This is a genomic window from Cupriavidus sp. UBA2010 (genome assembly GCF_002335265.1).
Lineage (GTDB): Bacteria > Pseudomonadota > Gammaproteobacteria > Burkholderiales > Burkholderiaceae > Cupriavidus > Cupriavidus metallidurans.
Window position 1 is genome coordinate 70423 of sequence record NZ_DDCI01000005.1, and the last position, 25336, is coordinate 95758.

Genomic DNA, 25336 nt, shown 5'->3' on the forward strand with positions numbered 1-25336 from the left:
GTGGCCTCCCGTCGTTTTCAACCCTCGGATGCGTCGTCTGGTCCTGCCTCCAGTTCCACCAGGCGGCGGGCAAGCCGCAATAGGCGGAAGAGTTTGACCAGCCCGGTGTCGCTCAATCGGGGAATCGTGACGGGACGGCCGGGACGATCGCCCTGCAGCAGCACGCCCAATTCGTCCAGGCAGGGTGCCGCTTGCGAGCTGGGGTGGTCGAGAGTGAGCATCTGGAGCAGCGCCAGCACCGCTCGACCGAACGGCGGCACGACAGATGTGGCGGGCAGAGATGCCGAGCAGGTAAAGCCGATGCCAGATTCGATCGATTCGACGCAATCCGCCAGTTTGGCTTCTTCGGCGATCTCGCGGGCGAACTGCGCGATATGGATGCGCAGACGGTCGGGGGCGTCTAGGCTGGGCTCGATGTACCACACGTCGGTGATCGGAAACAGCCCGCCGGCCTGGACCGGAATAGCGCGCAGCACGTTGTCCGTGAAATCCGGCGTCGCTTCGCCGGTGTGCTCGGCCACCAATTGCTGGATGGCCTGCAAGCGTTCGGTGCTGGCCGCTGGCGAGACAATGTGACCTTGCAACCGTTCACTTGCATCGTCTTCCGGCACCGAGGCCTGGGAATGCGTCGTGCCGGTCGTGGATACCGGGGATGGCGTATCACGCGACCGCGAAATCTTCTCCGATGCGCCGGCGGTCGTTGATGGCGAAGGCGGTGCCACTCGTGGGGCGGTGGTTGCGGGTTCCGGCGAAATGTCCACAGGAGATGACACGGGCGGCTCGGCGGGCAGGCTGGGCGGACTGTTCACTGCCCGCTGGCGGTTCTCGATGTTGTCGATGTCCAGTTCCAGAGCGTTGTAGTCCGCGCCGAGCAATTCGGCCATCTGGCCGATCAGTTCGTCCTGTACGCGCTGGGGTGAGAACGCCTCTGTTGGGGTGTCGAACTGCGTCAGAACCTCATGGAAAAGTGTGCCGAAATCGACGCTCAGCGGTTTGCCATGTGCACGAGTCTCCCAGGCAAACTCTGCTGCCTTGCGTAGCACGGCGAGTCGTTCAATCTGGTGCCGCCCCAGTCCGCCGTAGAGCACGTTGGGAATCGCTGGCAGCAGATAGCGGACCGTATCCTGCATCCGACTGATGTGGGACTGCTGGACCGGGTAGCCGTCGGCGGCCAGCCGACGAGCCAGTTCGGACTGTGACGGCGGCTTGCCGCTCTCGTGTTCATACAGCTCGCGGGCTTTCTCGACGCCCAAGGCACGCTCGATGAAGGTCAGGCCGCCGTGCAGTTCGTTCTCGGCCAGGTGGCCGGTCAGCGCGACGATCTCGCCGCGTTCGGGCCACGGCCGGAACAGGCATGAAATGCGGAAAAACCGCTCGTCTTTCGTCTCCGACCACAGCTCGCGCAAGATCGCCAGCCGGGTGTTGCCGCCGTTGCGGATGATGTAGTGGCCGGCACCTGGTCGACGGGTGATCGGTGGCGGCGCGTCCAGGCCGCGTTCGTGGATCGACGCCTTGATCTCGTCGTAGAGCGGATTGCGCGTCAGCCGCGGGTCGAGTTCATAGGGACGAAGTTCGTCGAGTGTGACGACCATCGGTGTGTCGGCGATGGGATCGCTCAACGCCTGTGCCGCGGGGCTCTGGCGCTGGAAGCCGCTGGCGAGCAGCTTGGCGGCCATGTCGTCGGGCGTCAGGTCAGCCATGGCGTTCCCCTCCCGATGCGTTGGCGTGCCGGACCGCCCGCCGCAACTGGGCTCGGGCGTTGCGTTCGGCTCGGAAGTCGCTGGCGGTGGAGCCGGTGTAGATTGGTGGCAGGCCCGGCTTGGTGAATTTGAGATGGCCGCCCGGTGTGCGCACGACCTCCCAGCCGTGCTGGAGCGCGAACTCGATCAGGCCGCGGAGCTGCTTGTGCCCGCGTGACAGCTCATGTGCGCCGGACATGGACGGTCTCCGTGGGAGCTTTGACACCGACCTGCTCGAACTGGTCTCGCCATTGGGGGAACAGTTCGACGGCAAGGGCACGAATAGATTCCAGCGCGGCCGGCGCGCTGCGTCCGCTCGGGCGACGGCCTTCCACGCGATGGACCGGCAGGCCCTGCGTCGCCGCACGTGGGTAGGCTTCGATGGCCGGAATGGCGGTGTTCAACACGCGCACGTCGCTGCGGCCCTCGAATATCTGGCGTAGCGCCTGCTGAATCAGCCGAGCGTTGGCCGAGACGGGATGCACGCGGTTGATCAGCAGGTGCAGCGGTGGTGGTTCGATGCCTAGATGGCGGAATGGCGCGATGTCCTCGATCAATTGCAAGGTGCCGCGGCGAAGCTCGCGAGCGGCGAGAATCTCGGGCGTCACCGGCGACAGCGCCAGATCGGAGGCGAGCACGGCCATCTCCAGGAGCGCGCTGCGCGCGCCCTGTGTGTCGAGCAGCACCAGGTCGTAGCTGGGCTGGAATGCCGGGAGCAGATGCCGCAGCCGCAGGCGGCCATCGGGTGCATGCAGCAACAGCGTGTTCAACTGGCCCTTGTCATCGTTGGAAAGCACGACGTCAAGCCGGTCGATGCACGTATGCGACACTAGCTTGTCCGGGTTTCGTTCGTTGAACGCGAGCAATTCATAGATACCGGCAGGCGCTTGGTGCGTGAGCGGGTAGTAGCTGGAAAGTGTCGGCTGTACGTCCAGGTCAATCAGCAACACGCGCAGGCCGGCATCGGCGGCGAAGCCGCCCAGGTTGGCGGCGGTCGTCGTTTTGCCGACGCCGCCCTTGGTCGAGATGATGGAGATGACCAGCATGGTCTGCTTCCTCGTCGCGTTGGGATGGAACGGTCAGAGAGATCAGACGCGCTGCTTGCGGCGCTCGGCGATCCACTGCTCGATTTCAAGCGAATCCCAGCCGATCGCGCGAATCCCCAGGCGAATGGCCTTGGGGAACTTGCCCGCCTTCATCAGGTTGTAGATATGGGCGCGCTTGAAGCCACTTTTGGCTTCGACTTCATCTAGCCGTAGGATGCGGTGCTCAACTGCGGAAGGAAGAAGCGGCGTTTCGTCCGGCATGACAGTCACTCCTTGGCGCTCGTGAGCGCTTGTTAGGGGGTGACTCGTAGTGAAATAGCGGCGTCCGTCCGCGTACACCGCAAATGCGGTTTCCGTGACCGCAGATACGGGCTTGCGAAGCTCAGGAAACTGCGAATTGCGCTTGCGTCTGGCCTAGGCGAACTCGCCTTGCAGCGTGCGCTCAGTGATGTCCATGAGGGGGGCCGTGGCGACCCTGCAGCTCTCCGGCTGTTGAGGGCTGGAAAGGCATGCGGAGAGTGATTGATTGCGCACCAGCGTCAGAATGACGCTGATACTGTGCAGGCGAGCTTTCTCTGCAATCTCATTTTGTTTGAGAACTGGAGAGTGGTGAGGTGCCGTGCTCCGCGATCACAAGAGGCACTGAATCCTCAGCTTTCTCTCGCTCGTGAGTCGCGAGAATATCGCGCAACAGTTCGTCAGGGGCAGCAACCTCGTATTTCAGTCGCTGCCACTCAGCCTTGAATACAACGTGAGCATACATCGATGCGTGGTGCAATTCTTTCTCAATCTCCTCAAAATGCACCTGAGCGGAATAGTCGCCCTTTACTGCCTGCAACGCTAGTCCGGCAAGACTCCTGCGAATGCCGTTAATCGCCACCATAACGATGTTGTGCAGATCTTCATTCGCATTGAGCCGCAGCGAGACCCGCATCAAAAGCTGATAGTGTTCGCTGTTGCGCGTTGCGTTCTCGTGCTCGAACTCGTTTCGTCGTTTCTCGCACCAGTCCAGCACATCCCGAGGGTCGGCGTTTGGTTGTTCGTCCCATTCTTGCCCCAATCGTGAGAAGAGGCGCTTGTAGCCCTCTGTCAGCTCGGTGGATAGAGCAAGGTATAAAGAGAGGTCAGCGCGCAGCTCATCGATCCATTTCTGGCGCTTCTCGGCAATGAAGGTGGATGCCGATCGGGCCGTGGACAGTTTCTGCAAGTCGAGAGTGTCCTTGCTATGTTGAGTGAGTTGCTTCCGATTCTTGTTGGCGATGTAGAGGCTTGATCCGACGCCGATGATTGCGGTCGCGGTGGTTCCAATAATCTGCCAGGCGGCTGCGTGAAGGCTCATGTCGTTTGATCGGTGCACCCGTATCAGGCGATACGAGTAAATATACCCTAGCCATTGACCAGAGGACGGTCGCTTAGGCAGCGGGAAAGTGCCTTCCGATCATGGGCTCGGCGAATGTGCTTTTAACTGCCACAGAGGTAGGTTTGTAAAGCTCAAGAAATAGCGGATTGCAGTTTTCGCTTCGCTTGAGCGAACTTGCCTTGCAGGGTGCGCTCGGTTATGCCCATGAGATGGCCGTGATGTGCGACCAAGGCGTTGGCAATGGATTCTTGACTGTTGAAGCTGGAATACGGCGTACCAGACGGTGAGCGTTCCAGCATCAGCGTCAGCATGGCGCCGATGATGTGCAGGTAAGTCGCTTCGGCTCGGTCACTCAACGGGCACAGATTGCAGGCAGGAGGTGCCGGGCCTTGTAGCTTTTGCCGCTCTTGCAGGGCGTGCAGTTGGCGGACGCTCTGTTCGAGCTGGGATTTCAGCGCTTCACGTTCTACCAGCAGCGCGTGCCCAGCCTCCATGGTGATGATGGGATGGGCAATCCGCTCGATGCGGCTGAACAGAAAAGGCGGCCGCTGTCCGGGGTAGTACTGGAGCATCCACTGTTTGAGGTCGATGTGCCGAACGGTTAGCGCTGGAGAATCCCAGAGGGTCTTGTCGTCCGTCGTGATGCCGTTCTGACCGTAGGGGAGTTCGCCGTGGTAGATCGCGTCATAGATTCGATCGGTGTAGAGCCGAAGTTCGTCGCAGCGTGGGCAGTCTAGATGTGCAGGTAGATGCCGATGTTGGACAGCGGCTAGGATCTCTTCCCTGAACCGCAGCAACCCAGCCCATCGAATTGCTGCATCGATAGGACGGTAGTACACGTCCGACAATGAATTCTCTCGCATGGCTTCGACTCCTCGTGACGCTACTCCATCGAGAACTCCTCAGCGCCCAGGTGGGACTGGTGCATCGACACATCGACCAGTGGAAATCCACTCGTAGGCAAAGCCGCCCTAAGTGGAGAAAATCGTTTGGACAGACGCAAGGCTCGTTGAGCGGGGCGTCATGTCGTGGCGCAAGGGCTGGCTAATGGCCGGTAGCCTGGCGCTGCTCTAAGGTGTACAAAGTCGCTACGGTTTGTTAGCGATACTCGGGGCAGTTCACGCGGCAGCAGTCATGCCGGAGTCACATGCGGATTGAGCGTCAAGCGCTACGACAGGCTTGGCAAGGCTTGTTTTGCATCAGGTGTTGGCGCTAGAGCCTTGTCGTCGGTTTCGTATGCTGATTGAGTTGCTCGGCCAGCGGTTTCTGTGGCGAGCGGCACGCTTTGGATGCGTGAGCAGCATGCTGAGAGGCCGAATACGCATCAAGTGCTGGTGGTCGAAATATGCTCAACGAACAGCGCGCCGCCCTCACAACGGAGCGTGTGTGAGACGGCACGCGACAACGCGCAGTAGCTGTCTTTAGATCGCCATGGATGTTGATGGACAACTAGGTGTTGACGGTGAGTTCGTTTAAGGCCATAATTGAGGTCTTGCTGATGCGGCGAGACAGCAAAACTTGTTGTTTATCAACGAGTTGGGCGCTCGATAAGAGTCCCGTCTCCCGCTCCAGGTTAATGGCATCCGGTGGCATGACGAAGCATGTGCAAGTCATCGGAACGGCAGCAAAGCTGCCACAGCAGTAAAAGTTGTACGCGGGAGTAGCTCAGTTGGTAGAGCGCAACCTTGCCAAGGTTGAGGTCGCGAGTTCGAGACTCGTCTCCCGCTCCAATTTATGATCTACAGACGTCCACTGACGTCTGTAAGTCATTGAAAAGAGGAGCTTCGGCTCCTTTTTTCATTCCAGCCAAAGCCACGGAAATCCACCGACAGCCAGCGTTTTTGAGGCCAAAATTAAGGCCAAAGAATGCGGGTGGTGCCGGTTCCGGGTTGTTGCTGGGGTTGGATCGGGATGACCAGCAGCATCGAGCCTAAGTCTCACGACTTAGGAGTTTGATGATGGCACTCTCTGATCTGACCGTGCGGCAAGCCAAGGCCGCCAAGAAAACCTACAGCATCCCCGATACCGACGGCCTCGGCCTGGTGGTCGCCCCTACCGGCGGCAAATCGTGGCACCTGCGTTACTACTGGCTCGGCAAGCAAAAACGCATCTCCCTGGGCAACTATCCCGAGATCGGCCTGCGCGAAGCCCGCACCTTGCGCGACGAAGCCCGGGCACTCCTGGCCCAAGGCATCAACCCCCACGCTGACCGTAAGCAGAAGCGGCACGCGGTCAAGTTGGCCTCGGACTACACGTTCAAGGCTGTCTTCGATGCCTGGTTCGAGCACCGCGCCAAGGAACTCAAGGAAGGCAGGAACAGCACGCTGTCGCAGATCAAGCGGATCTTCGAGAAAGACGTGCTGCCCAGCCTCAAGCAAATGTCGATCTATGACATTCGGCGGCCGCAGCTCCTGGGCGTCCTGGCGCGGATCGAAAAGCGCGAGGCGTTCACCACTGCAGAGAAGGTCCGTACCTGGCTGGGACAGTTGTTCCGCTACGCGCTGGTCATTGTCGAGGGAATGGAGGCCAATCCGGCTACGGACCTGGACGTAGTGGCCGAGCCCAAGCCCGCGGTGACCCACAACCCCTACCTGCATCTGCCTGAGCTTCCCGAGTTCCTCCAGAAGCTCAGGCTCTACAACCCTCGGGGCTGGCAGACCCAGCTTGGTATCCGCCTGCTGTTCCTGACCGGCGTGCGTACCGGAGAGCTGCGGCTCGCGACCCCCGACCAGTTCGACCTCGACCGTGGCCTGTGGATCATCCCGCCGGAAATCGTCAAGCAGCTTCAGGACGAGATGCGCAAGGCGGGCAAGCGTCCGCAGGATGTGCCGCCCTACATCGTGCCGTTGTCCGTCCAGGCCATCGAGATCGTGCGCTACCTGCTCGGGGTGATGCGGCCGGCGCAGCGCCACCTGTTGACACACCGCAGCAACCTCAAGAAGCGCATCAGCGAGAACACGCTCAACGCCGCCTTGAAGCGGATGGGTTACACGGATCGACTGACCGGACACGGTATTCGCGGAACGATCTCGACGGCGCTCAACGAGATCGGTTACCCGAAGATTTGGGTGGATGCCCAGCTTTCGCACTCCGATCCGAACAAGGTAAGTTCGTCCTACAACCACGCCAAGTATGTGGAGCCGCGGCGCCGGATGATGCAGGACTGGGCTGACCGTCTCGACTTGCTCGAACAGGCCCAGGTCGAAGCGGCCAGCGCACACCTCACTATCCACATCGAGGGCGTGCCCGCCATTGCGGAGGAGGACAAGGCTGACGCCATCGTTGCAAGTTCCTCTGCGGCACCCGTTCCGCCGGTAGTGGCTACCCCTATCGTTGTGACGCCGAGCGACGGAGGCATCACCTTCCAACGGTTGTCGCAGGTGCCGCCACCCCCGACACATGCGCCGGAACCCGAGGTGTCCGCCATCCAGCGCGAGCGCGAGGAAATGCTGGCCATTTACGAATCGCCGAGCAGTCTGCCGGTGCCCCTGTTCGGCAAGCTCGCCGGAAAGTCCAAGGACCAGATCAACCGCGAGCTGAAGGCCGGCAAGCTGCTCTCCATCAGCCTGGGCAACCGGGGGCAGCGCGTCCCCGACTGGCAACTGGTGCCGCTCAAGCATAAGCTGGCCCAGGTGCTCATGCACCAGTACCCGCAGGCGGATTCATGGGAGCTTTACCGCATGTTGACCCGGCCACACCCCGACCTGGGTGATCGCGCGGCCATCGACATCGTGACGCCAAGCAATCTGGGCATGGTGGCCCAGGTCATCGCAGGCGGCCAGCCCCATGCGAATGCTCCCGAGGTCGTCCCGCCGCGGCCTATCTCCGAAGAGGTGCGCCAGAGCGTTCGCCGGCTGATGGAGAGCGCTGTGGCTTTGGACGGCGCGTAGTGTTACAGCGCCCGCGAGGGCCTCACGGCCCCCGCGCTACATCTGCACCGCCTGCATGAGTTCGTTCAGTGTGCTGTGGTGCGGGAGCTAAGGACAGGCGCCGATGTCGCCGTCTAGAAATCGAGCAGACGATCATGCATGTCCAGCGGATCGTTGGACGCCTGGCATCTGCACATCAGGGGACGCTCAGCGCGGGCACGCTATCGGGTATTCGATTGGACCGCGCTATCCTTGGCTACCTGCATCGCTCTGCGCTCGAACCGCTCAGAAACCGCGTTGGCTCGTCCTTTGGGTCGCTGCAGATGCGTCACGACCTCGTAGGGACCCTCAGCCAGCGGCCGGGCGGTGATCCCCCATGCATCAGCACGCTTGATGCGCGATTGCGCTGTGATCCCAACGCCATAGCCAGCGCCAACCCATAGCGCCAACATCTCGAACGAGGTCACGTGCTGGATACTCTGCTGGTTCAACGGTGGTAGGGATGATAGTCGCTGATCCAGCGGTGAGCAGCTTTCTGCCGGCCAGCGAAACACGGGGTAGTTCAGAAGCTCGGCGAGCGTGAGTTTTGTCTGGGCAAGTAACGGGGACCGCCATGGCATGGCAACAGCGATGTTCTCAAGCCACAATGGTTGGCTATTCAGAGACGGAGCGCTTACGGCCCGGAGCGACATTCCTGCGTCGTAGCGACCTTCATCAATGCCCGTCACCAGGTCGTCACTTGATGTCTCAAAGAACGCGATAGTGATTTCTGGCTCTTCCGCGCGTTGCAGGGCGAGAAGCGAGGAGAAGCATGAGGATGGCACGCCAGGTGCTATGGCAAGCCTGAGATGGGAAAACTGGCTGGTGGCATCATGCATGCGAGCCCCCAAAAAGTGTTCTGGCCGAGGAGGTGAACTTGCATCGTGGTCAAGAGTGAAGTTTAACGCCGTTATCTTTAACGTGGTTAATTTTGGCAGATTGTTTGACGCTTCTGCTGATGCAGAAATCAACCATTCAGCCAGGCCGTCCTTCTGGTACAAAAACGTATGAATCCGCAGCGGCGACAGCTTTCGGACAGGCCGTGCGCGCTGCGCGCGTCGCACAAGGAGTCGCGCAAGACGAGTTCGCATCTCGGGCAGGCATTTCGCGCTCGCACATGGGCAAGATCGAGCGTGGTGAGCACGTGCCCACGCTGCCCCTCATACTGAAAATTTCAGTAGCACTTAGGATAAGCGCGGCAGAATTGATGGCGGCCACCGAGCGCAATCTTCGTGCCGAAACCGATCTTTGAGGGTGTCTGCCAGCGGGGCTGCGTCAGCCGCTCGCAGACTCACGTAGGCGAACGATGAATCGCTCCAGCGAAGCCGACAAATCGTTGCTGTCAGGTCGCAGCAAGTAAGTCGTGATGACGGCTGAATCGATGGCCAGGGGACGGATCACCACGTCTGGGCGTTGGCAAACCGGAATCTTGCTTGCAGCCAAAAAACCGATGCCGTAGCCGGCACCGACTAAGGTGAGCATCATGTCCAGCGAGGACACCTCCTCGACGACGTTCAACTTGTGCTCAAGCACCTGCAGCAGTCGTGTCAGTTCCCGGCAGTAGCCCTCGCATGCATGGGGATCACACAAGACCAGTGGATGGATCCCGACTTCTTGGAGCGGGACCTTTTTGTGGGCGAGCAGTGCGTGCCGTGCCGGCACGGCGATGACCAATGGATCTCGCCAGATGGGCTCAGCCCGTATGTCGTCGCCGACGTCGGCCGTATGCGCGAATCCGATCATGAAATCCCCGGACCGCAGGCCGCGTAACTGCTCGGCCAGCGGAACCTCGGACAGACGTATCTCGATCTCCGGCTCCTCCGCACGACACCGGGCCAGAAATGCCGACAGGCGAGCATCGATCGCCCCGTCGGAAATTGCGATGCGCAGACTGCCTCGCAAACCCGCTGCCACGGCGTGGGCGCTTTCGCGTGCCTGTTCGAGCACGGTGAACAATCTGCGGACATCTTGAAGAAAGACGACCCCCGCCGGCGTCAGCACGGTTCCACGGCGGTTCCGGACGAACAGCACGACCCCTAGCTCGTCCTCCAGTTCTTTGATGGCACGGGACAAGGGGGGCTGTTCGATGTGCAGGCGCTCGGCGGCCCGCGTGAAATGCAACTCTTCAGCCAGGGCCATGAAATAGCGCAGATGTCGTAATTCCATGGTCTCACCCCCCCAATGCCGAACGGGCAATCGCGTGCTACGCCCGTATGTAGGTCCATCCCGCTTGCTGCATGCGCGCCATCTCGATGACGGCAGGCCCGTCCAGTACTTCGAGCGGCTCTCTGTTCTCCCTGCCGATCCGCGAAAGTGTGTTGGGACATACCCAGGTGAGCGTGTCGAGGTCGGAAGGTGCCGTGTCCAGGGCGGCAGCGACGGCTTGCGCGTTCGCGACGATGCGCACATCGGCATCGGGCGCCGCGCGCTTGAGATTGCTTGCATTGTTTCGCGCACGCTCAAAGGCTTCTGCCGTCGGTGCGTGGATGATCACTTTCAATGTAGGGCGTTGGGTGTCTTGGGTCATGGTCGCTCGGCTGTGGCCGTCAGAAAGGTCGTTCACGGGCGCATCTGCTGGGATGCGGATTTCAAGGCGCTTTGCAGCATCTCCTCGATGGAGGGGTGGTAGTACGGCATGGCCAGCAGATCGTTGACCGTCTGCTTTGCCTGGATCGCCCAGGCGATCAGGTGCGCCAGATGCTCGCCTTGCGTCAGGAGCATGCTGGCACCGAGCAAGGCGCCTGAGCCGGGGTCGGCATAGATGCGCAGCAGGTTTTCCGGGGCTCCCAGGATCTTGGAGCGCCCGTTGCCGCTGCCTTCCGCAGTGCCGACGACCGCGCCTTCCTGCATCGCGGCCTCATGGGTCATGCCGACTGCGCACGCATCCGGGTCGGTGAACAGGATCGTGATCGGCACGCGCCGCGATGCCCCTGGCCAGCTTTCCCCGCGCAAGCTCGACAACGCGGCCTGCGCCGCCATCTGGCCCTCGTCCGCGGCCTCGTGCATCAGGGGGCGATCCGGCTGCACGTCGCCTGCGAAGAAAATCGGCACCTGGGAGGACCCGGGGGCCTGCATGGTCGCGGGGTCGATGCTCGGTCGGCCAGCCTGATCCAGGGAGATGCCGGCCGCGGCGAGGTCGAGCGCCTCGGTATTGGGCTGTCGTCCCGTCACGACGAGAAGCCGATCCACCAGGGCCTCGCGCTCGCCGGTGCGCATGCGTACCTGGTCGCCCTCAAGGCTGACTTCGACGGCGGCGCCCAGCCACATCGGCAATTCGGTCTCGAACCTGGCGATCGCTCGCTTCAGGACATCGGGGTCTTGGATACCGCCGATGGTGTCTTTCTGGTCTGCCGCGACCACCTGCACATCCAGCCGAGACAGGGCCAAGCCGAGTTCCAGCCCGATGGCGCCCAGCCCCAGGATCCCCATCCGGGCCGGCAGGACTTCCAGGTCGAACAGGGTATCGGTGGTCAGAACGCGGGAGGCGACACCTTCGAGCGCTTTGGGAACCACCGGGCGGGAGCCCGTCGCCACGATGAAGGCGCCGGCCTCGATCCGTTGTTCGCCCGCCTGCAAGATGCCTGGCGCGACGAAGCGCGCTTCGGCCATGATCAGGCTCTCGCCGGCCGCCTTGCGTGTGCGTTCCGCGGCGGCGCTGGCCAGCGCATCCCTGGTCTGGCGGGCGTGGGACCACAAGGCCTGCGGCCCTTGGGTCGACGGCGTGGCGCTCGCCGCGAGTGCCTTGGCAACCTTCCAGTGCATGCCGGCATGCAGCGCCGCTTTCGAAGGCATGCATCCGACGCGCGCGCAGGTCGTCCCCAATGGCCCCCGATCGATCAGAACCACCTGTTTGCCTGCCGCCTTCAGCGCGTGGAATGCGGTGCTGCCAGCGGTTCCCGCGCCAATGATGGCGATATCTGCTTTCCTTGTCTGCATTGAATATTCCCGTCCACATCAATTAATCGAACATCGAACATCGGACCTCTAGCCAACATTGCGCATGAGCATGAGGGCCGCCACGGCCACGCAGGTGATCGAGAACACCCGCTGGAGCATCTTTGAGGGAATCCTGCGTGCCAGAACGCGGCCAATTGACATGCCCACGAGCGCCGTGAGAACGAATGTCCAGGCGGGTGCGGTAAGCGTCAGGCCGTGACTCCACGCGATGAACACGGTCACCGCGGACAGCAGCGCGATCACCATGAGCGAGGTCGCGACGATGCTGTGCATGCGCAGCTCGCTGAAATGCGCCAGGGCCGGGACGATGATGAATCCGCCGCCCACCCCCAGCATGCCCGTGGCCAAACCGGAGACGACGCCGATGCTTCCCAGCGTGGTCGCGGTTCGCACGTTCCAGACGAAGCGGCCGGTGTCCTTGGAGATCTTGCAGACCCGGCCCTGCTCGTCAGCCGAATCGCCCTGCGGCTGGTTGCCACGGGATGACATGAACATACGGTAAGCCACCACGAGCATGATGGCGACGAAGATCAGGTTCAGCCATCGAGGCGAAAGCCAGTGAGCGAGCTGCACGCCCAGCGGAGCCGTCACGGTACCGGCAGCCGCCAGCATCATCGCTGCCTTGTACCGAACAACGCCCTGGCGCAAGCCCTGCGCAGCCCCCAGGGTCGCCGCAGCGCCCACGGCGAGCAGCGCCACGGGCGCGGCCTGACGGATGTCCATGCCCAGGCCGAATACCAGCGCCGGCACGGCGAAGATGCCGCCGCCGGCCCCAGTCAATCCCAGCACGGCTCCAATGATGAGGCCCAGCACTCCACCCGTCAGCGAGAGCATGGTGAATGATCCTTTGTGCAATTTCCGTTGAACAGCCTGGGATGCGGTCTGAGAGAAGTGGCCATCAGGTTCGGTGCCTCGGCGGCTGGTTCAGCGCGGTCCCAGCACTTCACCCAGTTGCGCCCCTCGCGGCATGCCGTTGTATTTCTTGAGGACCCCGTTGGGGCCGCGCACGACGATGCCGGGCGTCCCCCGGAAGCCGGTGCTCGCCATGAGTGCCAGGTTGTCATCGAGGATCTTGCGCACATCGGCAGGCACGCTCTTGGCTGGCGTAATCCCGCCTTGGCCGAACTGTCGTTCGTTCGTCAACAATGCCGCGCTCCGGTCAGGCGCGCCAAGGATGGCCGCGGCTTTGGCCGGACTGTCATCCTTGATGATGCCCACCAGAATGTGCCGCAATTGGACCTTGCCGGAATCCACCCAAGGGCGTGCAGCTTCCCAAAAGGCGTTGCAATAGGGGCAGTTGGCATCGCTGAAGGTGTAGATGACGCGCGGCGCATCTGCCTTGCCGTCCAGCACCCAGGTAGACGACTGGAGCTGCGACCATTCCTTGTCGCTGATCGGTTTGGCGGCCAGCTTTTCGAGGTCCGCTTCGTCCATCGGCTCGCCCTTGGCGTTCAGGCGAGTTCCCACGATGGCATTGCCGTCGCTCGTGATGTATACGGCAATGGGCCGGTCACCCGCGACGGCGGCGAAGGCGCGCAGACCACCGCCGACCTTGAATTCCTGCGTGACGGTCAGGCCCTGGCCCTCCAGCGCCTTGAGGACGGCCGGCTTGTCCGCCGTCTCTGCCTTGCTGCAGCCGGTGACCGCCATGAAGCTGGCGGCCAAGAGGAACGAAATGTGCGAGCGTTGTGCAAACATGATTACTCCTTGTCTGTCTTGATCTGTTGGGCTGGCGCGAATCGGCGCGACACCGTGTGTTTGAGGCTTGCCATCGTGAGTTCGCCCAGATGGGTATCCACCAGGCGTCCTTGTTCATCGAAGAACAAGGTGGTGGGCAGGCCTCGCGAGGCGACGGCCTGCATGGTCTGGGAAGCGGGGTCGAGCAGCACATCCTTGAGCTGCAGGCGTTCGCTTTCAAGAAAGGCGCGGGCCTGCTGGGCGCTTTCTCCCTGGTTGACCATGACGAAGGCGATACCGGGATACTGCGCTTGCGCCTGCTCGAACACCGGCATCTCGCGACGGCATGGTGGACACCATGAAGCCCAGAGGTTGAGCACGACGGGCCGCCCAGCATAGGAATTGAGGACGACAGGCCGTTCATCGAGCGTTGCGAGCGTCAAGGCCGGCAATGGCGGCGCCGAGCGCTGAAGCAAAGCCAGCACGCCACCGGCCGCAAACCAGGCCAAGAGTCCGGCCGCAACTCCCGCCAGCACAGGCCGGCGCAATGCCTGAACCGCACGGGTGCGCCACCAGATGAGCGTCACCGCGGCCAGGACACCGACCCACCACAAAAAGCCTTGATCGCCAATGGAAATCATGGACATTGGCGACTGCGCGTACTCTTCCCACCACTGCGCGATGTAGCCGAGGCGAGCTGCCACAAGCCCCACAAAAACGGCGTCCAGCAGCATGCCACCGGCCGCCTTGTACGGAGAGTCGGGCAACCGCTTGGCCACCATGCGCGCCACGACCCAGGCCAGCAGGATGGCCAAGAAGACGGCAACCACCTGAACGGAGAATGGACCGATGCTGATCATCAGGAACCAGCCTTGTCCAAGCGCTCCAAGAAGGCGCTGGCATCGATCTCGCCGACGACGCGCAGATCGCGCCGTTCCTTGCCATCCGGACCGACGAGAATGAGAGTAGGCGGTCCCATGACACCCCAATGCTTGAGCAAGGTCTGGTCGGTCGCATCATTGCGCGTCACGTCCGGTCGCACGACCTGCATCCGGGCCAGTCGGGACGCGACGGCCGGGTCGCCGAATACGTTGCGTTCGATCACATGGCAACTGACGCACCAGTCGGCGTAGAAATCGATCAGAGTCCATTGACCGCGTGAGGCGGCCTGTGCCAGATGCGCATCGACGTCCTCGACCGATTTGGCCTGCAGGTAAGCGACGCCGCCTGTCGCCGGTGCTGCCGAAGCCGAATCCCCGCGCAGGTGTGCCAGCGGCTGCAATGCCGATTCGCCGCCAGAGGCCGCGCCGACCAGCATCAGGATGGACCACAAGCCGGCGAAGACAGCGCCGGACCGCAGCGTCCATGCCAGCCGATGCTTTGCTGCCACGGCCTGGCCCCAAGCGATCAGTCCAATCGCCACCGACAAGACCCACGCGCCCCACAGAACCAGGCTGACCGTGCCGGGCAGGACGCGCGTCAGCATCATCACGGCCATGCCCACCATGACGTAGCCGAATGCCACGCGCACGCGGTCCATCCACGCGCCAGGCCGCGGCAGGACCCGGGCACCGAACACGGCGATGGCCAGCAGGGGCAGTCCCATGCCCAAACCCAGCGCGAACAAGGCCATGCCGCCGTAGACCGCGCTGCCGGTCTGCCCGATGTACAGCAATGCGCCCGCCAATGGAGCGGTCATGCAAGGCCCGACCAGAAGCGCCGAGAGGAAGCCCAGCGCCGCCGCGCCGGGGAGGCTCCCGCCCGAGCGCTCTCTGCCAGCGGATTCGACCCGATTGATCAGCGCCGAGGGCATCTGCAGCTCGAACAGACCGAACAAGGAACTCGCCAGGACCAGGAACAAGGCTGCAAACGCTCCGAGCAGCCAAGGCGATTGCAGTGTGGCCTGCAGATTGGCCCCGGCCAGGCCAGCGGCCACACCTACCGCGGCGTAGGTGCCCGCCATCGCCAAGACATAGGACAGGGAGAGGAAGAAAGCCCGCCGCGGCCTGGCCTGGCTGCCGACCACCATGGTGGAGATGATGGGGATCATCGGGAGCGAGCATGGCGTGAAAGCCAGCAGCAACCCGAAGCCGAAGAACAGCAGCGTCCCCCACACGGGCCCCAGCGCTGCAAGCCGCTGCGCTGCGGCTTGATCCTCCGCCACCTCGGTCGGCCCACCCTGGCTGCCTGCATGGGTGGCGGCCACGGCCGAACTCCCCTGGACGGAATCATTGCCGGCCGGGGAGGTACCGGCCACCACAGCCGGCAGTGCCACGTTCATGGTCTGCGGCGGATAGCAGATCCCTGCTTCCGCGCAGCCCTGCCAGTGGAGCGTCAGCGGGCCGGGGGCAGTGGCAGGAAAGCGCAGCTTGAGCGCCTCGCCCGTATAGATTTCCGTGTCGCCAAAGAATTCGTCGTGTTTGGCCGTTCCTGCCGGAAGGCTCAAGCTGACCTCATGGCCCTGGGCATCGACCAACTTGAGGGCATGGCGATAGACGTAGTAGCCATCGGCGATGTGCCCAGCGGCCGAGAACGAATCGCCCTGCTGCTGCGCAGGGTCCAGCTTGAGAACTTCGGCAACGTCCAGAAATTGCCGTTCACTGCTGCCCCAGGAGGAAAAAAGGCCATTCGCCCACGCGCTGCCGACCGCACAACAACACAGGAGAAAGATCGCTACGACGCGCCGATGAAAAGCCAAATCCGAATCCTCCAAGCAAAGCTGCCTGGATCATGCGATGACCCGATTAAGCGAAACTAAAGGTCCCCCGCACGGCCCCTGGGAACCGGGATGCCATCAATGCTTTGCGCTTGGCTCTGATGATCGACCGTGGGCGAGTTCCGCCTGCTCCGTCCGGGCCCGTTCGATCCCGGCCTCGACGACTTTCGCCGCCTCGGAGTCGGGGGGCATCATCCCTAGCAGCTTCTGCCAGTGCGCGATGGCCGCTTGGTAGTCCCGGCGCTGCACCGCAGCAGCGCCGGCCAGAGTCAGAGGCAGGGCTGCATTGGGATCGAGCGACAAGGCCCGCTCAAGCATACGGGTGGGCTCTCCCTCAAAGCCGGAGCCGCGGATTCTGGACAGCGACTCCGCGTATTCCGACAAAGCTTGTGGATCGTTCTGGACAAGTTCATTGGCGCGAGTGAAGGCATTGACGGCTTGCTCATGATCGCCGAAGTAGCGGTAGGAACGCGCCAGCATGAGCCAGCCTCCAGGATCATCGGGGTGCTGGGCCAGTCGTGCCTGCAGTGAGGCCACCATGGCTTGCACATCGGCTTGCGTCGTCATACCCGCGCTGCGAACCTGTGGCGGGTCCACGGCGGCCGGATTCCCCAAGTACGAATAGGTCAGCGCCGTCGCGATCGGCAGCACAATGGCGACAGTGATCGCTGCCCCCCTGCTTCCAGCAGGTGGCCCCAATCTCGACGGCGATGGAGCAGTTTCATCCAGCGCTCGCCGTTGCAGATCGGATCTTGCATCGGCCAATTCATGGGCCGACAGCGTGCCATTGAAGTGGTCTCTCTCCAACTCCGCCCATTGATCGCGCAGTACCGCGGCGTTCACGCTGTCAGGGGCAACCTGGTTGCCCGCACCATGTCCCCCTCGCCAGAGGAGGAAAGAAAGCCATAGCGAGACGCCTCCCACGAGCACCGACGCCAGAACCAGGAAAACGATGCTCATGACTCGTCCAGGGCATTGTGTGGCGGAGCCAGCAGCGCGTCCGCGTGTCTGCGCTCCTCTTCATTGAGGGCAGCATTCTTCGGCTTGCGGTTTCGGCTGCGCAGACTCATGACCAAGACCACAAAGCCCAGGGCAAGCAGCGCGAACGGGCCAAACCAAAGCAGCATCGTTGTCGGCTTCAATGGCGGGCGGTAAAGCACAAAGTCGCCGTATCGTTCGACCATATAGGTTCGGATGTCGTCATCGCTTTTTCCGGCACGGATCTGCTCGCGAATCTGTTGACGCAAGTCGGCGGCGAGATCGGCCTGCGAAGCTGCAATCGACTCGTTCTGGCAAACCAGGCAACGCAACTCGGATGCAATGCCCAGCATGCGGTCCTCGGCCGCCTGGTCGCTGGCCCAGACCGGAGCCGTGAACAAAAAGAAAAACAATGCCAGCCGCCAGAGGATCATTTCTCAAGCTCCTGCACCAGCGGCAGCAGCTCGCTGCGCATTTCACCCGCGTCCATCGGCCCGGTATGCTTGTAGCGAATGATGCCCGCCTTGTCGATCAGATAGGTTTCCGGCACGCCGTACACCCCGAAGTCGATGCCGACAGCCCCGTGCGCATCGGAGATCGTCGTTTCAAAGGCGTTGCCATTGCGTCCTAGCCAGGCGATGGCGTTCTGCGGCGTGTCCTTGTAGTTCATGCCGACCACCGAGACGGCATGCCTGCTGGCCAATTCGGTGATGACGGGATGCTCCTCAAGACAGGGCGCGCACCAGGAAGCCCACACGTTCAGTACCCATACTTTCCCGATCATGCTCTCGGGCGAGAAGGTCTTGTCCGGGGCTTGCAGTTGCGGAAGACTGAAGCGTGGCGCGGGCTTGTTGATCAAGGGCGACGGCACCTCGCTGGGCTTGAGCGTCAGTCCCATCGCGAGAAATGACACCAATACAAAGAATCCGAGCAGCGGCCATAGGAAGCGGTTCATGATGTGGCCTCGGGCAATGGCTGGGCGGCGTGTTGACGGCGAGGCTTCAGGCGGTATCGGCGATCGCTGATGGCCAAGCCGCCGCCAAGCGCCATCAGGATGCAGCCGATCCAGATCCAGTCGACGAACGGCTTGTGGTAGACGCGAACGCTCCAAACGCCCTCTCCGAGCGGTTCGCCGAGCGCCGCGTAGACGTGGCGCAGTCCATTTGCGTCGATCGCCACTTCGGTCATCGGCATCTGCGAGGCCGGGTAGTTGCGCTTCTCCGGATGGAGCCGACGCAAGACCTTGCCGTCGCGCGACAGTTCGATATCGCCTATCTGCGTCACGTAGTTGGGTCCTCGCGCGCTCCTTACGCCGACCAAAGTGAGGTTGTAGCCGCCGATGCTGACGGACTCTCCCTGGGCCAATCGAACGTCTCGCTCGGTCTCATACCCGCTGACGATGGTCACGCCAGTCACGAATACCGCGATGCCCAGATGCGCCATATGCATCCCAAGCCAACTGCGCGGCTGGGCACGCAACCCGCCGCGGGTGGCGCGCATTCGACCGAAGATGCCCGTCCCCACGGACACGGCGATCCATGTGGCCAGCATCAAGCCCAACGCCGCGGAGCCTGACCAGTGTCCCAGCACGAATGGAGCGGTCAGGCCCACCACGGGTGCCGCAATCATCGGAACGCGCAACTGCCTGAAGATGGCACCGAACTGGGCGGCCTTCCAATTGGCGACGGGTCCGACCGCAATCAGAAGTAACGCGGGGATCATCAATGGCACGAACACCGCATTGAAGTATGGCGGCCCGACGGAGAGCTTGCCCAGGCCCAACGCGTCGATGAGCAGTGGGTACAGCGTACCGAGTGCGACCGCGCCGGCAGTGACCACCAGCAGCACATTGTTCGCCAGCAGCAAGGACTCCCTGGAGACCGTGTCGAACCGTCCTCCCATTCCGACCTTGGGGGCTCGCCATGCGAACAAAGCGAGCGACGTGCCCACAATGACAGTCAGCAGAATCAGAATAAACAGTCCGCGCCGTGGATCGGTGGCAAATGCATGCACGGAAGTCAGTACGCCCGAGCGCACCAGAAAGGCACCAAGCAACGAGCATGAAAATGCACCGATGGACAGCAGCACCGTCCAATTCTTGAAGCTGGCCCGCTTTTCCGTTACTGCCAAAGAGTGGATCAAGGCAGTGCCCACCAGCCAGGGGATGAACGATGAGTTCTCGACCGGGTCCCAAAACCACCATCCCCCCCAGCCCAACTCGTAGTAGGCCCACCAACTTCCCAAGGCGATGCCGACCGTCAGAAACGCCCAGGCTGCGGTGGCCCAGGGACGCGACCAGCGCGCCCACGTCGAGTCCAGTTGTCCGGCAAGCAATGCGGCGATCGCGAATGCGAAGGCCACCGAAAATCCGACGTACCCCATGTAAAGCAGCGGCGGATGAAAGATCAAGCCGATATCCTGCAAGAGCGGATTCAGATCCCATCCGTCTTGCGGGACCGGGAAAAGTCGTTCGAAGGGATTGGAGGTCAACAGGACGAACAGCAGGAAACCGGCCGTCACCAGCCCGAGCACACCCAGAACGCGCGCCACCATGGCATCCGGAAGCTGCTTCGACAGCCGGCTGACCGCATAGGCCCATCCGGTCTGCATCAGCAGCCAGAGCAGGAGCGAACCCTCATGTCCGCCCCAGACCGCGGCCATTCTGTAGCCCAGCGGGAGCTGAGAATTGGAATTTTGAGCGACGTAGGCGACCGAGTAGTCCTTCGCGACAAAGGCCCAGGTGAGCGCTGTAAAACCGACGATCACCAGCAGGAATTGCGTGCGTGCTGCGGGACGGGCGAACGCGATCCAGGTGAGGTTGGCTCGCGCCGCGCCGGCCAGGGCAAGAACACCTTGAGCGAGTGCCACGAACAAGGCGGCGATGAGGGCGAGGTGGCCGATTTCTGGAATCATGGGTCAAGGCTTCCTTGAAGCTGAATTCTTCTGGGCCTCGTCCAGTGCATGCTGGGCCTCGGGTGGCATGTAGTTCTCGTCGTGCTTGGCCAGCACCTCCTCGGCGCGAAAGAGGCCGGCACTGTCCAGCCGTCCTTGAACAACAACCCCTTTTCCTTCACTGAACAGGTCGGGCAAGATGCCCGAATAAGTGACCGGGATTGTTTTGACCGTATCGGTGATGACGAATTGCACGGCAAGCTCACCACGCTGTCGCTTCAGACTGCCTCGTTCCACCATGCCGCCGACTCGAAAGGTGCGCTCCAATGGTGCCTCCCCGGCACTGATCTGCGAGGGCGTAAAGAAAAACACAAGGTTGCTCTGAAAGGCATTGAGCACCAGCGCCGTGGCGATGCCGATGGCGGATAGCCCGGCGACGATGAGTGCGATGCGTTTATGTCGTGGCTTCACGCCGCACCTCCTTGCCCGGCAATTCCGACTGGATGCGCCGTAGTGCTGCTCGGCGCCGGCGCCGAAGCATTCGGCATTCCGTCCAAAGCAACACCACCGTCATCAGGACGGATCCCCAAACGTACACACCATAACCACCCATCGCCAGGAACTCACCGACACTGGCCCAGTTCATCGCTTCACCTCCTCGATGTCCTGCAACCAGCCGGCGTGATGTTCGCGTTCCAGGATGATGCAGCGCACGCGCGCCAGCGCCGCCGCAGCCGTGTAAGCCCAGGCCGCAAGAACCATGATCAGCATGCCCAGCAACATGACCATCGCCATGGAGGGCGCGCGAGTCAGCGATACCGAGGCACCCTGGTGCAAGGTGTTCCACCATTGCACGGAGAAATAGATCACAGGGATGTTCACCACGCCGACCAGCGCCAGCACGGCGCCTGCCCGATCGGCACGGCGACGATCTTCGATCGCCGATTGGAGTGCGATGAAGCCGACGTACAGAAACAGCAGGACAAGTTCAGAGGTCAGTCGTGCATCCCAGACCCACCAGGTTCCCCACATCGGCTTTCCCCACAAGGCGCCTGTCCACAGCGAAAGGAAGGTGAACAGTGCACCCGTGGGGGCCAGCGCCGAGGCCATCATTGCCGACAGGCGGCTGTTGAACACCAGGCCAATGCCGGCCCAGAACGCCATCGCCAGGTAGATGACCATGGACATCCATGAAACCGGCACGTGCAGGAAGATGATGCGATATCCCTCTCCCTGCTGGGCGTCCGTGGGTGCCAAGAAGAACCCCACACAGACGCCAGCGAGTGACAGCGCCGCGGCGGTCACGCCGAGCCAAGGGATGAGCTTTCCCGCGATAGGGTAAAACGCTTTGGGAGATGAAAATTTGAACCAGTTGACCATTCGCTTCGCTCCTCAATACTCAAGTGCGATGCGCAGCGATGCACTCGTTGCGAATGGCGTGAAGAACGCCGCCAAGACGAACACGGCGGCGAGCAAGGAGAGGTTGGCCGACGCACCCTGACCGAGGATCGACGCATCGACCGCGCCGGCGCCGAAGATCAGCACCGGGATGTAGAGCGGCAGCACCAGCACAGCAACGAGAACACCCCCTGCGCGTACGCCCAGCGTCAGCCCCGCGCCGACGGCGCCGATGAGGCTGAGCACAGGCGTACCGATAGCGAGCGATGCGGTCAGAATCCAGAGGGACGAGGCAGGCAGGTCGAACTGCAATGCCAGCGCGGGCGCAAGCAAGGCCAAGGGCAAACCGGACAACAGCCAATGTGCCGTGATCTTGCCGACGACCAACATGGCCAACGGCGCCGGCGACAGCATCATCTGCTCCAGCGTGCCATCGGCGTGATCCTGCTCGAACAGGCGATTCAGCGAAAGCATGCTGGCCAGCAATGCCGACACCCACAGGACGCCTGGAGCGATCCGCCGGAGTATTTCGCGCTCGGGGCCGATACCCAAGGGAAACAGACTGACGACGACGACAAAGAAGAAAAGAGGTATCAGCGCGTCTGACCTTCGGAGCAAGGCCACTTCCAAGTCCCGGCGAATCACGACAAACACCGGATGGGCAACGAGGGGCTGGCTCACTGGCTCATGCCCCCATCCGGACGGTCTGAGAAGCTTTCACGGCCAGCTCTTGGTGACTTGTCAGAACGACCATTCCGCCACGGGACTGGTGCCCATGGATCACTTCACCAAGCCATCGCGCACCGAATTTGTCCAGCGCTGTGGAGGGCTCGTCGAGAATCCATAATTTCCTCTTGTAGAGGAGCAGTCGAGCCAGGCTTGCACGGCGCTTTTGGCCTTGCGACAACATCCGGACCGGCAGATGCCTGTGCTCGGTCAAGCCAACGTCGTCCAGCGCTGATTCCACACGTTCCGGGGTGAGTGGCTCACCTGCAATGGCGGCTGCGGCGAGCAGGTTGTCCAAGGCATTCAGGTCTTCTTTGAGCCCAATGCCATGGCCGCTGTAGACCAGTTCGCGTTGGTATTCACTCCATTGATTGCGTAGCGGCTTTCCTTTCCATAAAACTCTGCCGGCATCCGGCGTTGCGAAGCCTGCGAGCGATCGCAATAGCGTGGTCTTCCCGCTGCCGTTCTCGCCTTGCACCAACAGGCACTCGCCCGGCGCGATCCGGAAAGTCAAATGGTCAAACAGTCGGTGCTCCCCCCGAATGCCCACCAGATCGAGAGCTTCAAGCATGGGCCGGGTCATAGTTCATACACATGGGCATCCTTGGAAGGTGCGCCCTCAAGGGGCAGTCTTCAAAATCATGTCTTCTCCCGATTAACTGAGAATTAGCGGGAACTTGCGTCCTACGTTGCTGTCATTTCTGGCCTAACATGAGCGTGTCAAACAAGCAAACTCAGGTGGGTAGGCGCCATGCGAATACTGTTGGTGGAAGACGACGAACTGATCGGGCGAGGGATCGTGGCCGGTCTGCACAAGCACGGCATCGCGGTGCATCACGTCGCCACCGCAGAAGAAGCCGAAGCCACGCATGCAGAAGACACCTTCCATGCCCTGGTGCTCGATCTCGGGCTTCCCGACCGGGACGGCATGGAGTTGCTGGCCAGCATGCGGGCCGTCGAGCCTCAGTTGCCTGTCCTGATCCTCACGGCGCGGGACGCCATCGAACACAGGCTCAAAGGGCTGCATGAAGGTGCCGACGACTACATGGTCAAACCGTTCGATCTGCGTGAACTCGCGGCCCGGCTGCATGCGCTGGTCAGACGCACGCAAGGCCGTGCGGCCCAGGTCATCTCGGCCGGCCCCCTGCGGCTGGAGCCGGAGAGCGGGCTGGCCTGGTTCCAGGGCGAGTCCGTCTCCTTGTCGCGCCGCGAGGTCGATCTGCTGGCCCATCTCGCCAACGCCGATGGCCGGTGGGTCCCGCCCGACCTGCTCAACGAGCGCTTGTATGGCCTCGGGGAAGAGATCGGCAGCAATGCGCTCAATGTGCATATCCACAACATCCGCCGCAAGCTCGGCGCCGAAGCCATCGAGACGGTCCGGGGGCTCGGCTATCGGCTGGGCTGGAGGCTCGCATCATGAGCCTGCGCCTTCGGGCTGTTCTGATCGCCGGTATCTCGCTGTTGGTTCTGTGGGGTGCTGCCGCCGGCTGGATGATGCGCGGCGTTCATTCCAATCTCGACCGAACCCTCGACGGCCGCCTTGCCATGTCGGCACGCATGGTGTCCGGGCTTCTTGAACGCGCCGCGCTGGCTCCGAATGCGGCGTCCAACGACTTCACCGAGGCGGTGCGCGTCAGCGGCAAGGAGGGCATCGCATGTGAAATCCGGTCCTTGCAGGGAGAGATCCTGGCACGAACGACCACTGGACCTCACTCGGAGTTCGAGTCACTGCCGGCCGGCTTCAGCACGCGGGACGTTTTGGGACATCAGTGGAGGGTCTACGTTCTTCGTGCCAATGGCTACCAGATCACGACGGCGGATCGCGTGGATCAGCGGGATATGCTGATCAACGAACTGCTGAGCGTGGCTGGCGTGCCATTCTTGATTGCTTTCCTTGGCGGCCTGGCTGCCCTTTGGATCGGCATTGGCCGGGGGCTGGCCCCCCTGGAGGCTCTGTCGCAGCAATTGCGCGACAAACACGCGGACGACACGTCCCCCATTGCTGTCAACCATTCGTCCTCGGAACTGCGCCCGGTTCTGGACGCAATGAATGGGCTTCTCAAGCGCCTGGCACGAACACTTGCCAGCCAGCGGGCATTCACCGATGCCGCGGCGCACGAGCTGCGCACACCGTTGACCGTGATCGATACGCATCTGCAGGTGGCCCGGCTCAGTGAAGGCGACGAGGTGGCATCGTCTCTCTCCAGTGCAGAGGAAGGCGTGAAACGACTGCGGCGCACCTTGGACCAGATGATGACGCTGGCCCGCGCCGAGACGTCTGCCGACAAGGCGGACGGTTGCACCTCTGTGGTCGCTTCTGTCGGCGGCGTGCTGGAACAGTGGAAGGCGCACGAAAATGAGCGCTTGTCGTTGAACATCATCGGCGAGGACACCGGAACTCCGGTGCCCAAGTCGATGCTGGAAACGGCAGTTCGCAATCTGGTTGACAACGCAATGCGCTACTCGCCGCGAGATGCGGCGATCGAGGTTGGCGTGTTCCTGGATCCGAATGCACAGCGGTGTGTGGTTACCGTATCGGACCGTGGCCCCGGGCTGACTGCCGAGCAGGCATCCCAAATCGGCCAACGTTTCTGGCGCGGCGACCAGGGCCGAAAGAGTAAGGACGGGGCGGGCCTGGGCATTTCGATCGTGCGGGCCATTGCAGAGAGATTTGGTGGGGCACTGAATCTCGAACCCCGGGAAGGGGGAGGTCTGGTTGCGAAATTTCTCGTGCCCACTGACCCTGCACCCAAAAAAAGCCAAGCCTGGCCTGCAGGACGCAGTTTGGATTCAAAGCCGTAGGTTTGGTGTGCTGCCATGGATGGCGGGGTTACAGCCAAGGGACGGATGCATGCTGATGTGGTTCCCCTTCGTTCGATCTATCGTCTGACTTGGGTGTAACCCGCCGCCGGGGATCGGGCGCATGGCAGTGCTCGTGC

Annotated in this window: 27 protein-coding genes and 1 tRNA gene; 5 read left to right on the plus strand and 23 right to left on the minus strand. The window is 62.2% G+C overall.

All coding sequences use genetic code 11. The annotated features are described in order from the left end of the window. Positions 1-17 precede the first annotated feature (17 nt). The 6 genes from B2246_RS01795 to B2246_RS01820 form a co-directional block, all read right to left on the minus strand. Positions 18-1700, minus strand: coding sequence for a ParB family protein (locus tag B2246_RS01795; RefSeq protein ID WP_175658599.1), 1683 nt, complete (start codon positions 1698-1700; stop codon positions 18-20). After that, positions 1693-1938, minus strand: a complete 246-nt coding sequence (locus B2246_RS01800) for a type II toxin-antitoxin system HicA family toxin (protein WP_175658600.1) — start codon at positions 1936-1938, stop codon at positions 1693-1695. The genes B2246_RS01795 and B2246_RS01800 overlap by 8 nt, the downstream gene beginning before the upstream one ends. Beyond that, positions 1922-2785 carry a ParA family protein gene (locus tag B2246_RS01805; RefSeq protein WP_175658601.1) on the minus strand — a complete coding sequence of 288 codons (864 nt, stop codon included), beginning with the start codon at positions 2783-2785 and terminating at the stop codon, positions 1922-1924. Before B2246_RS01805 ends, B2246_RS01800 begins: the two co-directional genes overlap by 17 nt. 42 nt (positions 2786-2827) lie before the next feature. Next, the gene (locus tag B2246_RS01810) at positions 2828-3046 is read right to left on the minus strand and encodes an AlpA family transcriptional regulator (RefSeq protein WP_175658602.1); all 219 of its coding nucleotides are present in this window, start codon (positions 3044-3046) and stop codon (positions 2828-2830) included. Positions 3047-3368: 322 nt separating this feature from the next. Next, positions 3369-4124, minus strand: a complete 756-nt coding sequence (locus tag B2246_RS01815; RefSeq protein WP_175658591.1) for a hypothetical protein — start codon at positions 4122-4124, stop codon at positions 3369-3371. A 152-nt stretch (positions 4125-4276) separates the two neighbouring features. Next, positions 4277-5008 (minus strand): hypothetical protein, encoded by a 732-nt coding sequence (locus B2246_RS01820; RefSeq protein ID WP_175994351.1) that lies wholly within the window; start codon positions 5006-5008, stop codon positions 4277-4279. 791 nt (positions 5009-5799) lie between these two features. On the opposite strand from B2246_RS01820, the gene B2246_RS01825 reads away from it, so the two are divergent. Both B2246_RS01825 and B2246_RS01830 read left to right on the plus strand, forming a co-directional pair. Further along, positions 5800-5875: transfer RNA gene (locus B2246_RS01825), tRNA-Gly, on the plus strand. Between the two features lie 228 nt (positions 5876-6103). Further along, positions 6104-8035: a tyrosine-type recombinase/integrase gene (locus B2246_RS01830; protein ID WP_196445952.1), complete on the plus strand. Its 1932-nt coding sequence runs from the start codon at positions 6104-6106 to the stop codon at positions 8033-8035. A 200-nt stretch (positions 8036-8235) separates the two neighbouring features. Here B2246_RS01830 and B2246_RS01835 read toward each other — a convergent pair whose 3' ends face one another. Further along, positions 8236-8892, minus strand: a complete 657-nt coding sequence (locus B2246_RS01835; protein WP_081651475.1) for a substrate-binding domain-containing protein — start codon at positions 8890-8892, stop codon at positions 8236-8238. A 119-nt stretch (positions 8893-9011) separates the two neighbouring features. On the opposite strand from B2246_RS01835, the gene B2246_RS01840 reads away from it, so the two are divergent. Further along, positions 9012-9305 (plus strand): helix-turn-helix domain-containing protein, encoded by a 294-nt coding sequence (locus B2246_RS01840; protein ID WP_081651477.1) that lies wholly within the window; start codon positions 9012-9014, stop codon positions 9303-9305. 23 nt (positions 9306-9328) lie between these two features. Here B2246_RS01840 and B2246_RS01845 read toward each other — a convergent pair whose 3' ends face one another. The 16 genes from B2246_RS01845 to ccmA all read right to left on the minus strand — a co-directional run bounded on the left by B2246_RS01845 (position 9329) and on the right by ccmA (position 22980). Beyond that, positions 9329-10219: a LysR family transcriptional regulator gene (locus B2246_RS01845; RefSeq protein ID WP_029043912.1), complete on the minus strand. Its 891-nt coding sequence runs from the start codon at positions 10217-10219 to the stop codon at positions 9329-9331. Between the two features lie 37 nt (positions 10220-10256). After that, the gene (locus B2246_RS01850) at positions 10257-10580 is read right to left on the minus strand and encodes a hypothetical protein (RefSeq protein ID WP_029043913.1); all 324 of its coding nucleotides are present in this window, start codon (positions 10578-10580) and stop codon (positions 10257-10259) included. A 32-nt stretch (positions 10581-10612) separates the two neighbouring features. Then, the gene (locus tag B2246_RS01855) at positions 10613-11989 is read right to left on the minus strand and encodes a dihydrolipoyl dehydrogenase (protein ID WP_020204474.1); all 1377 of its coding nucleotides are present in this window, start codon (positions 11987-11989) and stop codon (positions 10613-10615) included. 48 nt (positions 11990-12037) lie between these two features. Next, positions 12038-12844 carry a sulfite exporter TauE/SafE family protein gene (locus B2246_RS01860; protein ID WP_020204475.1) on the minus strand — a complete coding sequence of 269 codons (807 nt, stop codon included), beginning with the start codon at positions 12842-12844 and terminating at the stop codon, positions 12038-12040. 90 nt (positions 12845-12934) lie between these two features. Then, positions 12935-13708, minus strand: coding sequence for a thiol:disulfide interchange protein DsbG (gene dsbG, locus B2246_RS01865; RefSeq protein ID WP_020204476.1), 774 nt, complete (start codon positions 13706-13708; stop codon positions 12935-12937). Positions 13709-13710: 2 nt separating this feature from the next. After that, positions 13711-14547, minus strand: a complete 837-nt coding sequence (locus tag B2246_RS01870) for a TlpA disulfide reductase family protein (protein ID WP_020204477.1) — start codon at positions 14545-14547, stop codon at positions 13711-13713. Further along, positions 14547-16400 (minus strand): protein-disulfide reductase DsbD, encoded by a 1854-nt coding sequence (dsbD, locus tag B2246_RS01875; RefSeq protein WP_020204478.1) that lies wholly within the window; start codon positions 16398-16400, stop codon positions 14547-14549. The genes B2246_RS01870 and dsbD overlap by 1 nt, the downstream gene beginning before the upstream one ends. A gap of 81 nt (positions 16401-16481) precedes the next feature. After that, positions 16482-17363, minus strand: coding sequence for a c-type cytochrome biogenesis protein CcmI (ccmI, locus tag B2246_RS01880; protein ID WP_029043914.1), 882 nt, complete (start codon positions 17361-17363; stop codon positions 16482-16484). Beyond that, the gene (locus B2246_RS01885; RefSeq protein WP_020204480.1) at positions 17360-17815 is read right to left on the minus strand and encodes a cytochrome c-type biogenesis protein; all 456 of its coding nucleotides are present in this window, start codon (positions 17813-17815) and stop codon (positions 17360-17362) included. Before B2246_RS01885 ends, ccmI begins: the two co-directional genes overlap by 4 nt. Then, complete coding sequence (locus B2246_RS01890) at positions 17812-18336, minus strand: DsbE family thiol:disulfide interchange protein (protein WP_029043915.1); 525 nt, start codon at positions 18334-18336, stop codon at positions 17812-17814. The genes B2246_RS01885 and B2246_RS01890 overlap by 4 nt, the downstream gene beginning before the upstream one ends. Continuing rightward, entirely contained in the window at positions 18333-20294 is a 1962-nt protein-coding gene (locus B2246_RS01895; protein WP_020204482.1) for a heme lyase CcmF/NrfE family subunit, read from the minus strand. Before B2246_RS01895 ends, B2246_RS01890 begins: the two co-directional genes overlap by 4 nt. A 3-nt stretch (positions 20295-20297) precedes the next feature. Then, a complete protein-coding gene (gene ccmE / locus B2246_RS01900; protein WP_020204483.1) occupies positions 20298-20744 on the minus strand; it encodes a cytochrome c maturation protein CcmE in 447 nt (148 codons plus the stop codon). Then, a complete protein-coding gene (ccmD, locus tag B2246_RS01905) occupies positions 20728-20919 on the minus strand; it encodes a heme exporter protein CcmD (protein WP_081651476.1) in 192 nt (63 codons plus the stop codon). Before ccmD ends, ccmE begins: the two co-directional genes overlap by 17 nt. Further along, positions 20916-21653, minus strand: a complete 738-nt coding sequence (gene ccmC, locus B2246_RS01910) for a heme ABC transporter permease CcmC (protein ID WP_020204484.1) — start codon at positions 21651-21653, stop codon at positions 20916-20918. The genes ccmD and ccmC overlap by 4 nt, the downstream gene beginning before the upstream one ends. 12 nt (positions 21654-21665) lie before the next feature. Further along, on the minus strand, positions 21666-22352 hold the full coding sequence (gene ccmB / locus B2246_RS01915; RefSeq protein ID WP_020204485.1) for a heme exporter protein CcmB: 687 nt from the start codon (positions 22350-22352) through the stop codon (positions 21666-21668). A gap of 4 nt (positions 22353-22356) precedes the next feature. Continuing rightward, a complete protein-coding gene (gene ccmA, locus B2246_RS01920; RefSeq protein WP_020204486.1) occupies positions 22357-22980 on the minus strand; it encodes a cytochrome c biogenesis heme-transporting ATPase CcmA in 624 nt (207 codons plus the stop codon). Between the two features lie 168 nt (positions 22981-23148). On the opposite strand from ccmA, the gene B2246_RS01925 reads away from it, so the two are divergent. Continuing rightward, positions 23149-23817, plus strand: coding sequence for a response regulator (locus B2246_RS01925; RefSeq protein WP_020204487.1), 669 nt, complete (start codon positions 23149-23151; stop codon positions 23815-23817). Beyond that, entirely contained in the window at positions 23814-25199 is a 1386-nt protein-coding gene (locus B2246_RS01930) for an ATP-binding protein (RefSeq protein WP_286881752.1), read from the plus strand. Before B2246_RS01925 ends, B2246_RS01930 begins: the two co-directional genes overlap by 4 nt. The last annotated feature ends 137 nt before the right edge of the window (positions 25200-25336 follow it).

Bases quoted from the DNA above. Each gene is read 5' to 3' on its own strand.
- B2246_RS01820 (WP_175994351.1), bottom strand. From the start codon at position 5,008: ATGCGAGAGAATTCATTGTCGGACGTGTACTACCGTCCTATCGATGCA.
- B2246_RS01830 (WP_196445952.1), top strand. From the start codon at position 6,104: ATGGCACTCTCTGATCTGACCGTGCGGCAAGCCAAGGCCGCCAAGAAA.
- B2246_RS01815 (WP_175658591.1), bottom strand. From the start codon at position 4,124: ATGAGCCTTCACGCAGCCGCCTGGCAGATTATTGGAACCACCGCGACC.
- B2246_RS01860 (WP_020204475.1), bottom strand. From the start codon at position 12,844: ATGCTCTCGCTGACGGGTGGAGTGCTGGGCCTCATCATTGGAGCCGTG.
- B2246_RS01870 (WP_020204477.1), bottom strand. From the start codon at position 14,547: ATGATCAGCATCGGTCCATTCTCCGTTCAGGTGGTTGCCGTCTTCTTG.
- B2246_RS01800 (WP_175658600.1), bottom strand. From the start codon at position 1,938: ATGTCCGGCGCACATGAGCTGTCACGCGGGCACAAGCAGCTCCGCGGC.
- B2246_RS01930 (WP_286881752.1), top strand. From the start codon at position 23,814: ATGAGCCTGCGCCTTCGGGCTGTTCTGATCGCCGGTATCTCGCTGTTG.
- B2246_RS01885 (WP_020204480.1), bottom strand. From the start codon at position 17,815: ATGATCCTCTGGCGGCTGGCATTGTTTTTCTTTTTGTTCACGGCTCCG.
- B2246_RS01805 (WP_175658601.1), bottom strand. From the start codon at position 2,785: ATGCTGGTCATCTCCATCATCTCGACCAAGGGCGGCGTCGGCAAAACG.
- B2246_RS01795 (WP_175658599.1), bottom strand. From the start codon at position 1,700: ATGGCTGACCTGACGCCCGACGACATGGCCGCCAAGCTGCTCGCCAGC.
- B2246_RS01810 (WP_175658602.1), bottom strand. From the start codon at position 3,046: ATGCCGGACGAAACGCCGCTTCTTCCTTCCGCAGTTGAGCACCGCATC.
- B2246_RS01890 (WP_029043915.1), bottom strand. From the start codon at position 18,336: ATGAACCGCTTCCTATGGCCGCTGCTCGGATTCTTTGTATTGGTGTCA.
- B2246_RS01895 (WP_020204482.1), bottom strand. From the start codon at position 20,294: ATGATTCCAGAAATCGGCCACCTCGCCCTCATCGCCGCCTTGTTCGTG.
- ccmD (WP_081651476.1), bottom strand. From the start codon at position 20,919: ATGAACTGGGCCAGTGTCGGTGAGTTCCTGGCGATGGGTGGTTATGGT.
- ccmI (WP_029043914.1), bottom strand. From the start codon at position 17,363: ATGAGCATCGTTTTCCTGGTTCTGGCGTCGGTGCTCGTGGGAGGCGTC.
- B2246_RS01835 (WP_081651475.1), bottom strand. From the start codon at position 8,892: ATGCATGATGCCACCAGCCAGTTTTCCCATCTCAGGCTTGCCATAGCA.
- B2246_RS01840 (WP_081651477.1), top strand. From the start codon at position 9,012: ATGCAGAAATCAACCATTCAGCCAGGCCGTCCTTCTGGTACAAAAACG.
- ccmC (WP_020204484.1), bottom strand. From the start codon at position 21,653: ATGGTCAACTGGTTCAAATTTTCATCTCCCAAAGCGTTTTACCCTATC.
- B2246_RS01925 (WP_020204487.1), top strand. From the start codon at position 23,149: ATGCGAATACTGTTGGTGGAAGACGACGAACTGATCGGGCGAGGGATC.
- B2246_RS01855 (WP_020204474.1), bottom strand. From the start codon at position 11,989: ATGCAGACAAGGAAAGCAGATATCGCCATCATTGGCGCGGGAACCGCT.
- ccmA (WP_020204486.1), bottom strand. From the start codon at position 22,980: ATGACCCGGCCCATGCTTGAAGCTCTCGATCTGGTGGGCATTCGGGGG.
- B2246_RS01845 (WP_029043912.1), bottom strand. From the start codon at position 10,219: ATGGAATTACGACATCTGCGCTATTTCATGGCCCTGGCTGAAGAGTTG.
- B2246_RS01850 (WP_029043913.1), bottom strand. From the start codon at position 10,580: ATGACCCAAGACACCCAACGCCCTACATTGAAAGTGATCATCCACGCA.
- dsbG (WP_020204476.1), bottom strand. From the start codon at position 13,708: ATGTTTGCACAACGCTCGCACATTTCGTTCCTCTTGGCCGCCAGCTTC.